The sequence below is a fragment of the Pseudomonas bananamidigenes genome (genome assembly GCF_001679645.1).
In the GTDB taxonomy this organism is placed as follows: domain Bacteria; phylum Pseudomonadota; class Gammaproteobacteria; order Pseudomonadales; family Pseudomonadaceae; genus Aquipseudomonas; species Aquipseudomonas bananamidigenes.
The window spans coordinates 1-9,556 of record NZ_LRUN01000093.1 but is presented as its reverse complement, the minus strand read 5'-3'; the positions used below and the strand labels follow the sequence as shown (position 1 = coordinate 9,556).

Genomic DNA, 9,556 nt, shown 5'->3' with positions numbered 1-9,556 from the left:
GCTGGCGATCTGGGTCACGCCGTCGCTGATGCCGCTGATCAGCTCCCGCAGGCCCTGGGTCATGCTCTGCATCGAACGCTGCAACTGGCCGAGTTCGTCGCGACGCAGGGAGATCAGGTTGTGCGTCAGGTCGCCGGAGGCTACGCGCTCGGCCACTTTCAGGGTCTGGTTCAGCGGAATGATGATCTGCCGGGTGATCGCCCACGCCGCCAGCAGGCCGAAGGCCACGGCCAGCAGGGTGGCGATCAGCAACTGGCGCTTCGCGCTGGCGGCATCGGTGTCGCGAACGACGGTCTGGGATTCGGTGAGTTGCTTGCTGACATCGAGCAGGATGTCACCTTGCACCGACATGCGGGCCAGAGCCTTGGCGCTGGCCACCTGGGAGTCGCGGAACTGGCTGACGGCGGCACGATAGGCCTTGAGCGAGTCGGTGGCCTGTTGCAGGTTGGCGATGTGTTGCTCGGGCAGTTTGGCCGGCAGGGTCTCGAGGTTTTTCAGCGCGTTGTCGATGGCGTCGAGGGCCGGTTGCTCGGCTTCGGTCTTGCCGCTGTAGGTGTAGCCACGGACCTGGAAGCGCGCCTGCTGGATGAGTTTGCTCAGGTCGATCACCGCGTTGAACTGGGCAACGCTGTCGCCCTGCAGCATGGATTTTTCGACTTCGGCGACCCTGGCCACGGCGTTGTCGGCGGTGGCGCCGAGTTTGCCGCGGGCGTCTTCACGGTTGGCACCGGCTTGCACCATGTCGGCGAAGGCGCGTTTGTATTCGGCGACGGCCGCCAGTTGCTGATCGACTTTCGCTGCGTCGGCGGGTTGTTCGATCAGGCCGCGTGCAGTCTGCAGGCCGCTGTCGAGTTTGCCCAGCAGGTCGTTTACCGTGCCCGGGCCTTGTTCGCCGCGACGCATTTCGTAATCCAGGCGCGCCAGGCGCAGGTCCTTGGTCAGCTCGTTGAGGCTGGAGATGAAACCGAGTTTGTCACCGCGGCTGATGACGCCGCTCATGCCGGTCCAGCCGGTGAAGGTGATCAACAGCGTCAGCAGCAGCACCAGGCCGAAACCGATGCCCAGCTTGCGTTTGACGCTGACGTTTCCAAGATTCTCGGCTAACCAACGGTACATGCGACGACTCCCCTCGGACCACTAATTGGACTTATGGAGACTGTATCGGCTGGATGATGGCAATCTGTAACATCATTTATCCGGTGTGATGCTGGTTTTTGTGGCGAGGGAGCTTGCTCCCGCTTGGGCGCGAAGCGGCCATCACTCTTTCTTCATGAGCAAGTGGTTGCCGTTTTTGCGACGGCTACGCCGCTGAGCGGGAGCGAGCTCCCTCGCCACAGGGGCTTCGTGTGCTTTAGAACAGGCGGGCGAGCAAAGCCGTGACGGCGGTTTCTACGCGCAGGATGCGCTCGCCCAGTTGTACCGGTTGCAGTCCGGCCTTGGTCAGCAGGTCGATTTCGTAGGGAATCCAGCCACCCTCGGGGCCGATGGCCAGCGTCACCGGTTCATTCAGTGCGCGGGGGCAGGGCGGGAAGTTGCCCGGATGACCGACCAGACCGAGGGTGCCGTCGGTGATGGCCGGCAGGCGGTCTTCGACGAACGGCTTGAAGCGCTTCTCGATGATGATCTGCGGCAGCACGGTATCCCGGGCCTGTTCGAGACCGAGGATCAGATTCTCGCGAATCGCCTCCGGCTCCAGAAACGGCGTCTGCCAGAAACTCTTCTCGACGCGGTAGCTGTTGACCAGAATCACCTTCGACACACCCATGGTCGCCACGGTCTGGAACACCCGACGCAGCATTTTCGGGCGCGGCAGGGCCAGTACCAGAGTCAGCGGCAGCTTGGCCGGTGGTGGCTGATCAAGGGTGACCCGCAGTTCGGCTTCGCCCGCTTCCAGACGCAGCAGTTCGGCAGAGCCCATCAACCCGTTGATACGCCCGACCCGCAGGCTGTCGCCGACTTCCGAGCGGTGGACTTCCTGCATGTGGGTCAGGCGCCGGTCGCGCAGCACGACGCGGTCGGCCGCAATGAAATCGGCCTCTTCGAGCAGCAGCAGGTTCATGGCTGGGTCGCTGGCGGCTGGTCGTTGTGGTCGTCGACGGTTTCGTCCGGGCGCTCGCGCTTGCTGACCAGGCTGCCGAACAGGATGCCGACTTCAAACAGCATCCACATCGGTACGGCCAGCAGGGTCTGGGAGAAGATGTCCGGCGGGGTCAGGATCATGCCGACCACGAAGCAGCCGATGATCACGTACGGGCGGATCTTCTTCAGGTATTTGACGTCGACCACTCCGATCCACACCAGCAACACCACGGCCACCGGGATTTCGAACGCCACGCCGAAGGCGAAGAACAGCGTCATGACGAAGTCGAGGTAGCTGGTGATGTCGGTCATCATTTCCACGCCGGCCGGGGTGGCCGAGGCGAAGAACTTGAAGATCAGCGGGAACACGAAGAAGTAGGCGAACGCCATGCCGGTGTAGAACAGCAGGATGCTGGAAATCAGCAACGGCACCGCGACACGCTTCTCGTGCTTGTACAGTCCCGGCGCGATGAAGCCCCAGATCTGGTGCAGGATCACCGGAATCGCCAGGAACAGCGATACCATCATGGTCAGCTTCAGCGGCGTCAGAAACGGCGACGATACGTCGGTGGCGATCATCGTCGCGCCGGCCGGCAGGTACTGGCGCAGCGGCGTCGAGACAAAGGTATAGATCTGCTGGGTGAAGGCGAACAGCCCGGCGAAGATGATGAAGATCGCCGCGACGCAACGCAGCAGGCGGGTGCGCAACTCGGTGAGGTGCGAAACCAGCGGCATGTGCTGGTCGTTTTCGGGGAGATCGCTCATTGTGCTCGCGGTGGCTGTGTTGGGTCGTGAGGGGCTGGCGTGGCTGGCGCAGCCGCAGGTGCAACGGGGTCAACAGGCTTCATGATCGGCGCAGCTTCAGCGGCTGCGGCAGAGACGTGTTCGACGCTCGCCGGTTGCTCCGCAACGGGGGACGCAGGCGTCTGTTCTGCGACTGGCTGCACGGGCGTCGGCTCCTGCTGAACCGGTGGCGTGAAGATTTTTCGCGCCTCCTGCTCCAGCGACAGGATGTGTTCGTTGTGCAGTTGCCGACGGATTTCGTCGGCACCGATTTCACGTTCAACTTCCTGTTTGATCGCGTTGAAGCTGCGCTTCAGCCGCCCGACCCACAGGCCGGCGGTGCGTGCAGCGCCCGGCAGACGCTCGGGGCCCAGCACCAGCAGGGCAACGAGGCCGACGAGCAGCAGTTCAGAGAAGCTGATACCAAACATTAGTCAGTGCTCACACGTCTTTGCGGATCGGCTCTTCGACTTTCTGCGCCTGCACGTCGATGGTGTGCGGCGGGTTGGCCTGAGCGGTGGCTTGCGGCTGAACCGGTGGCACCGGCTGCGCAGGCGTGACGGTCGGATCGGCCGGTTTTTCATCGTCGTTCATGGCCTTGCGAAAGCCCTTGATCGATTCGCCGACGTCGGTGCCGAGGTTTTTCAGTTTCTTGGTGCCGAACACCAGCACCACGACAACCAGAATGACGATCCAGTGTTTCCAGTCAAAAATGCCCATGTTGCTGTTCCTCTCTAAAAGTTGTTCAGGCGGACGGACGCGAGGCTTTCTCGACGTGTCCGGACAGGCCGAAGCGACGATCCAGTTCGTCGAGTACAGCCTGCGGGTGCTGCCCCAGCTGGGCGAGCATGACCATGCTGTGGAACCACAGGTCGGCGGTCTCGTAGATCACGTCGCTGCAGTCACCGCTGACGGCGGCGTCCTTGGCGGCAATGATGGTTTCGACCGACTCTTCGCCGACCTTTTCCAGAATCTTGTTCAGGCCCTTGTGATACAGACTAGCTACATATGAGCTGTCGGCCGCTGCGCCCTTGCGCTCTTCAAGTACTTGAGCGAGGCGGTTCAGAGTGTCACTCATGTTTGTGTCCGGATGAGTAGATAGCGTGCGGGTCTTTCAGGACCGGGTCGACCGTTTTCCAGTCGCCGTTTTCGAAGACGCGGTAGAAACAGCTCTGACGGCCGGTATGGCAAGCTATGTCGCCGATCTGTTCGACCATCAGGATGATCACGTCGGCGTCGCAGTCCAGACGCATTTCATGCAGGGTCTGCACATGGCCGGACTCTTCGCCCTTGCGCCACAGCTTGCCACGGGAACGTGACCAGTAGATGGCACGGTTTTCGGATGCGGTCAGCTCCAGGGCTTCGCGGTTCATCCAGGCCATCATCAGCACGCGTCCGGTCTTGTGATCCTGGGCAATCGCCGGCACCAGGCCATCGGCGTCCCACTTGATCTCGTCCAGCCAGTTTTTCATCTTCGACTCCGACAGCGAACCCACACTTCAATAGTCGGGTTCAGGCGTTGAAACAGTGTGCCAGCCGATCACGCAACTGGCTATCGGCGAACGACCAGATACAAGCCGACTGCCACCATGATCCCGGCGGGCCAATGCCCCAGTTCGTTCAACGGACCACCGGCGGCGAGGATCGTGCCACCCGCCAGATGGGCGCTGCCGAGCAGACGCAGGAACCAGTCGTCCTTGCGTTTCTGCCACGGTGGCGGCGGGTCGCTGGCATGGGGCTGGGACATGCGTTCGAGCAGGTCGCGGGCCATGTTGGCCAAGTGTGGCAGTTGTTCGAACTGGCTCTGCACATTGCCGATCAAGGCTTTCGGGCTGACACGTTCGCGCATCCAGCGCTCGAGGAACGGCTGCGCGGTGTTCCACAGATCCAGCTCCGGGTACAACTGACGGCCCAGGCCTTCGATGTTCAGCAGGGTCTTTTGCAACAACACGAGTTGCGGCTGCACTTCCATGTTGAAGCGGCGCGCGGTCTGGAACAGGCGCATCAGCACCTGGCCAAATGAAATATCTTTTAACGGTTTTTCGAAGATCGGTTCGCACACGGTACGGATCGCCGCTTCGAATTCATTGAGCTTGGTTTCCGCCGGCACCCAGCCCGAATCGATGTGCAATTGCGCCACGCGACGGTAGTCGCGCTTGAAGAAGGCGAACAGGTTGCGCGCCAGATAATCCTGGTCTTCCGGGGTCAGGCTGCCGACGATGCCGCAGTCGATCGCAATGTACTGCGGGCTCCACGGGTTGACGGTGCTGACGAAGATGTTGCCCGGGTGCATGTCGGCATGGAAGAAGCTGTCGCGGAACACTTGGGTGAAGAAGATTTCCACGCCGCGCTCGGCGAGCATCTTCATGTCGGTGCGCTGGTCGGCGAGGGTGGCCAGGTCCGTCACCTGAATTCCGTAGATGCGCTCCATCACCAGCACTTTTGGCCGGCACCAGTCCCAATAGACCTGCGGAACGTAGAGCAGCGGCGAGCCTTCGAAGTTGCGCCTCAACTGGCTGGCGTTGGCCGCCTCACGCAACAGGTCGAGTTCGTCGTAGATGGTTTTTTCGTAGTCGCTGACCACGTCCACCGGGTGCAGCAGGCGCGCGTCGGCGGAGACCTTTTCGGCGGCGCGGGCGAGGATGAACAGCCACGCCAGATCCTGGGCGATCACCGGTTTCAGGCCCGGGCGGATCACCTTGACCACCACTTCTTCGCCGGTCTTCAGCTGCGCGGCATGCACTTGCGCCACCGAGGCCGAGGCCAGCGGCTCGACGTCGAAACGGCTGAACACTTCGTTGATCTTTTTGCCCAGCTGTTCTTCGATCAGTTTGACCGACAGCTGTGAATCGAACGGCGGCACGCGGTCCTGCAACAGCATCAGCTCATCGGCGATGTCTTCCGGCAGCAGGTCGCGGCGGGTCGAGAGGATCTGCCCGAACTTGATGAAGATCGGCCCCAGGTCCTGCAAGGCCAGGCGCAGGCGTGCGCCACGGCTCAGGTCCAGCGGCCTGCGCGGGAACCAGCGCCATGGCAGGACGTAGCGCAGCGCCAGCAGGAACCACGGCAAGGGCAGATCGAACAGCAGGTCATCGAGGCGGTAGCGGATCACGACGCGCTGGATGCGCAACAGACGGCGGACGGCGAGCAGCTTCATGCGTTATCGCTTGGGTCGAGGGATCGGGAAAGGCGCTCGAAGCGCGCCTCGAGACGTTCCAGATCGAGTTTGATCCGGTCCAGTTCGCTGAAGCGGGCTTCAGCTTCGCGCTGCCCGACAAGGGTGCGCGATTCTTCGGCCAGGTATTCGGCGAGGTTCTGGTTGAGGCTGGCAAATCCTTGTTGATACCAGCGAGCGCGGCTGCGCAGGTGACCGCCGACCAGTTGCGTGGCGACCGGGCCGAGCCAGCGCGAGAGTTCGTACTCCCAGTCCAGCTCCAGGTCCTGAAGCACACCCGCCAGTTCCAGCAGCACGCCGCTGTCGCCGTCGAGTTCGACTTCCGGTGCGTGCAGCACCGCAGTCTTGTCCTTGCTCAGGGCCAGTTTCACCAAGCTCGAAGCCGGAGCGCGCAGGGTGCAGTCGACGCCGGTTTCCCAGTGGGATGCCAGCATCAAACCTTCGTCGCTCGGCAGAATGAACAGTTGCAGCGCCGGGCTGCGGCAATCCACGGCAATCACTTTGCCGGTCAGATGCGCCAGCCTCGGCAGCGCGGTGCTGTCGAGACGCAGCACCCGATTCAGGCCGAGTTCGACGCTGGCCAGCAGCCCGGTCAGCAGCATCAGGGCTTGATGCCGCGGTGCAGGGCGACGATGCCTGCGGTCATGTTGTGATAGGTCACGCGGTCGAAACCGGCGTCGACCATCATCGACTTCAGGGTTTCCTGATTCGGGTGCATGCGGATCGATTCGGCCAGATAGCGATAGCTTTCCGAGTCGTTGGTGATCAGCTTGCCCATCAACGGCATGAAGGCAAAGGAGTAGGCGTCGTAGGCCTTGGACATCAGCGCGTTGGTCGGCTTGGAGAATTCCAGCACCAGCAGGCGGCCGCCCGGCTTGAGCACGCGCAGCATCGAGCGCAGGGCGTCTTCTTTATGCGTCACGTTGCGCAGGCCGAAGGCGATGGTCACGCAGTCGAAATGGTTGTCCGGGAACGGCAGTTTTTCCGCGTCCGCCTGAACGAATTCGACGTTGCCCGAAACACCGACATCCAGTAGACGGTCACGACCGACCTTGAGCATGGATTCGTTGATATCCGCGAGAACGACCTGCCCGGTGGGGCCGACCAGGTGCGAGAATTTCTTGGTCAGGTCGCCAGTGCCGCCGGCGATGTCCAGCACGCGGTTGCCTGGGCGCACGCCCGAAAGTTCGATCGCGAAGCGCTTCCACAGACGGTGCATGCCGCCCGACAGAAGGTCGTTCATCAGGTCGTACTTGGCGGCCACGGAGTGGAACACCTCAGCGACTTTTTCCGCTTTCTGGCTTTCCGGAACGTTTTTGAAGCCGAAGTGAGTGGTGGGTTCGGCATCGCTGCCTTTGCGCTGATCAGTCATATCGCTGTCACCAAAAGAGAATGCGCGACATTCTAATCCCCAAGCCATGCTTTGTCTTGGAATGGCTAAAGGTAAGATGGGCAACCTTCGGGACGATTTGCCGCAGTGGCGGTCAAGATTCGTTGCAGGCATTCATAGCCCCATTCAAAAAGCAGGAGTCATTCAATGGCCCAAATCAGTGTTGAGCGTGCCCACAGCCTGGGCAAGGAAGCGGCCCGCGAGAAAGCCGACAAACTGGCGAAGAAACTCTCCGATCAGTATGGCCTGGAGCCGCAATGGTCGGGCGACACCCTGAACCTCAAGCGTTCCGGCGTAAAGGGTGCGGTGCATGTGGCCGAGGATTCGATCCGGGTCGACGTGGAACTGGGCCTGATGATGTCGGCCATGAGCGGCATGATCAAAGCCGAGATCGAAAAAGCGCTGGATAAAGCGCTGGTCTGATCAGGACAAACGGGGAGCTTCGGGCTCCCCTTTCTTTTCTCGCACACCTGCCTTTTATGTCAGTTGTTAGGGTGCCGTTTCTAATTTTTCTCCCTACTTTGTGCCTGAGCCCGACACTCGTCAGGGCAGTTCCTCAAACCTTCTGCGCGTGAGGTGCACCATGGCCAAAGCTGTTTTGAAGAAAAAAATCGACGCCTCGACTTCTGCCTTGAGCGACGTCAAATCCTATGCCCGCAAGATCTGGCTGGCTGGCCTGGGTGCCTACACCAAGGTCGGTCAGGAGGGCAGCGAGTACTTTCAGGAGTTGATCAAGGCGGGTCAAACCGTTGAAAGAAAAGGCAAAAAAGCCGTCACCGAAAAACTCGAAGCGGCCAACGCCGAGATCGATGAGGCCAAGAGCGAAGTCAGTTCTTTCAAAGGTCGCGTCGAAGTTCAGCTCGACAAGGTCGAGAAGGCGTTCGACACGCGCGTCGCCAGTGCCTTGAATCGTATCGGCATTCCGTCTAAACATGACGTTGAGGCACTCTCTGCTAAGCTCGATGAGCTGACGGCATTGCTCGAACGCGCCGCGCGTAAATCTTAAGGAGAACGGGATGGCTGGTAAAAAGAACACCGATAAAGAAGGCAGCTCGTGGATCGGAAAAGTCGAAGACTATTCCCGCAAGATCTGGCTGGCTGGTTTAGGCGTGTACTCGAAGATCGACACTGACGGCAGCAAGCTCTTCGAGACATTGGTCAAAGACGGCGAGAAAGCCGAGAAGCTCACCAAGGCAGCGGTCGGCAAGAAAGTCGATGCCGCCAAGGACTCCGCTTCTTCGGCCAAGTCGCGCATCAGTGGCGTGAAAGATCGTGCGCTGGGTACGTGGGATCAACTGGAAGGGGCTTTCGACAAGCGCCTGAACAGTGCGATTTCGCGCCTGGGCGTACCGAGCCGCAACGAAGTGAAGGATCTGCACAAGAAGGTCGATGCCCTGACCAAGCAGATCGAAAAACTCACCGGCCTCAAAGCACAACCTGTGACGGCCAAAACCGCAGCAGCCAAACCAGCGGCAAAACCTGCTGCCAAGCCATTGGCCAAGGCGGCTGCCAAGCCTGCAGCCAAGCCCGCGGCCAAAACCGCAGCGGCCAAACCGGCAGCGAAAGCCGCGGCCAAACCGGTCGCAGCCAAGGCCGCCGCCAAACCTGCTGCAAAACCTGCTGCAAAACCGGCGGCCAAGCCAGCAGCGAAAACCGCTGCCGCCAAACCGGCTGCCAAGCCTGCGGCCAAACCGGCAGCAGCGAAAAAGCCTGCAGTGAAAAAACTGGCCGCGCCGAAAGCCGCTGCGCCGAAACCAGCTGCACCAAAACCGGTGACCACACCGCAAGCACTGGCCAGCACGTCGAACTCCGCCTCGGCTCCAACCCCGGCGCCCGTTTCGGCTGTTGCATCGACGCCGTCGACGCCGTCCAGTCAGTCCTGATTTTCAGGGCTCAGGAAAACGCCCGGCCTGTGAAGGTCGGGCGTTTTTGTATGTCAGATCCAAAAGCCCCCTCACCCTAGCCCTCCCGAAACGTCGGACCGCCCAGAGGGAGAGGGAACTGACCGTGGGATGTTTGAGAATTACGCCGACCTGAAAGTGTTGTACCGAATCCATAATCGCCAAGCTCGTTCAGGTCGGCGTATAGCTAGAGACACCTCGGTAGGTTCCCTCTCCCTCTGGGAGAGG

13 protein-coding genes are annotated in these 9,556 nt (G+C 61.1%); 3 read left to right on the top strand and 10 right to left on the bottom strand.

Annotated elements, in window-relative coordinates:
- From BBF94_RS25940 to ubiE, 10 genes are all read right to left on the bottom strand, one after another.
- Positions 1 to 1,116 (bottom strand): methyl-accepting chemotaxis protein (locus tag BBF94_RS25940; RefSeq protein ID WP_141676631.1); only part of this gene is annotated, 1,116 nt, incomplete at its 3' end.
- A gap of 235 nt (positions 1,117 to 1,351) precedes the next feature.
- Positions 1,352 to 2,059, bottom strand: a complete 708-nt coding sequence (locus tag BBF94_RS25935; RefSeq protein WP_065261774.1) for a 16S rRNA (uracil(1498)-N(3))-methyltransferase — start codon at positions 2,057 to 2,059, stop codon at positions 1,352 to 1,354.
- Positions 2,056 to 2,844, bottom strand: coding sequence for a twin-arginine translocase subunit TatC (tatC, locus tag BBF94_RS25930; protein WP_065261773.1), 789 nt, complete (start codon positions 2,842 to 2,844; stop codon positions 2,056 to 2,058). The genes BBF94_RS25935 and tatC overlap by 4 nt, the downstream gene beginning before the upstream one ends.
- The gene (tatB, locus tag BBF94_RS25925; RefSeq protein ID WP_065261772.1) at positions 2,841 to 3,293 is read right to left on the bottom strand and encodes a Sec-independent protein translocase protein TatB; all 453 of its coding nucleotides are present in this window, start codon (positions 3,291 to 3,293) and stop codon (positions 2,841 to 2,843) included. The genes tatC and tatB overlap by 4 nt, the downstream gene beginning before the upstream one ends.
- 10 nt (positions 3,294 to 3,303) lie before the next feature.
- Positions 3,304 to 3,582, bottom strand: a complete 279-nt coding sequence (locus tag BBF94_RS25920; protein WP_007952423.1) for a twin-arginine translocase TatA/TatE family subunit — start codon at positions 3,580 to 3,582, stop codon at positions 3,304 to 3,306.
- A gap of 25 nt (positions 3,583 to 3,607) precedes the next feature.
- Complete coding sequence (locus BBF94_RS25915) at positions 3,608 to 3,940, bottom strand: phosphoribosyl-ATP diphosphatase (RefSeq protein WP_065261771.1); 333 nt, start codon at positions 3,938 to 3,940, stop codon at positions 3,608 to 3,610.
- A complete protein-coding gene (hisI, locus tag BBF94_RS25910) occupies positions 3,933 to 4,334 on the bottom strand; it encodes a phosphoribosyl-AMP cyclohydrolase (RefSeq protein ID WP_065261770.1) in 402 nt (133 codons plus the stop codon). Before hisI ends, BBF94_RS25915 begins: the two co-directional genes overlap by 8 nt.
- 80 nt (positions 4,335 to 4,414) lie before the next feature.
- Positions 4,415 to 6,019: a ubiquinone biosynthesis regulatory protein kinase UbiB gene (gene ubiB / locus BBF94_RS25905; protein ID WP_065261769.1), complete on the bottom strand. Its 1,605-nt coding sequence runs from the start codon at positions 6,017 to 6,019 to the stop codon at positions 4,415 to 4,417.
- A complete protein-coding gene (locus BBF94_RS25900; protein WP_007952419.1) occupies positions 6,016 to 6,639 on the bottom strand; it encodes a ubiquinone biosynthesis accessory factor UbiJ in 624 nt (207 codons plus the stop codon). The genes ubiB and BBF94_RS25900 overlap by 4 nt, the downstream gene beginning before the upstream one ends.
- Positions 6,639 to 7,409, bottom strand: coding sequence for a bifunctional demethylmenaquinone methyltransferase/2-methoxy-6-polyprenyl-1,4-benzoquinol methylase UbiE (ubiE, locus tag BBF94_RS25895; RefSeq protein WP_065261768.1), 771 nt, complete (start codon positions 7,407 to 7,409; stop codon positions 6,639 to 6,641). Before ubiE ends, BBF94_RS25900 begins: the two co-directional genes overlap by 1 nt.
- 165 nt (positions 7,410 to 7,574) lie before the next feature.
- Between ubiE and BBF94_RS25890 the strand changes: the two genes are divergently transcribed.
- The 3 genes from BBF94_RS25890 (at position 7,575) to BBF94_RS25880 (ending at position 9,310) form a co-directional block, all read left to right on the top strand.
- Entirely contained in the window at positions 7,575 to 7,850 is a 276-nt protein-coding gene (locus BBF94_RS25890; RefSeq protein ID WP_065261767.1) for a polyhydroxyalkanoic acid system family protein, read from the top strand.
- A 160-nt stretch (positions 7,851 to 8,010) separates the two neighbouring features.
- Positions 8,011 to 8,433, top strand: a complete 423-nt coding sequence (locus BBF94_RS25885; protein ID WP_065261766.1) for a phasin family protein — start codon at positions 8,011 to 8,013, stop codon at positions 8,431 to 8,433.
- Positions 8,434 to 8,443: 10 nt separating this feature from the next.
- Complete coding sequence (locus BBF94_RS25880; protein ID WP_065261765.1) at positions 8,444 to 9,310, top strand: phasin family protein; 867 nt, start codon at positions 8,444 to 8,446, stop codon at positions 9,308 to 9,310.
- Positions 9,311 to 9,556: the final 246 nt, after the last annotated feature.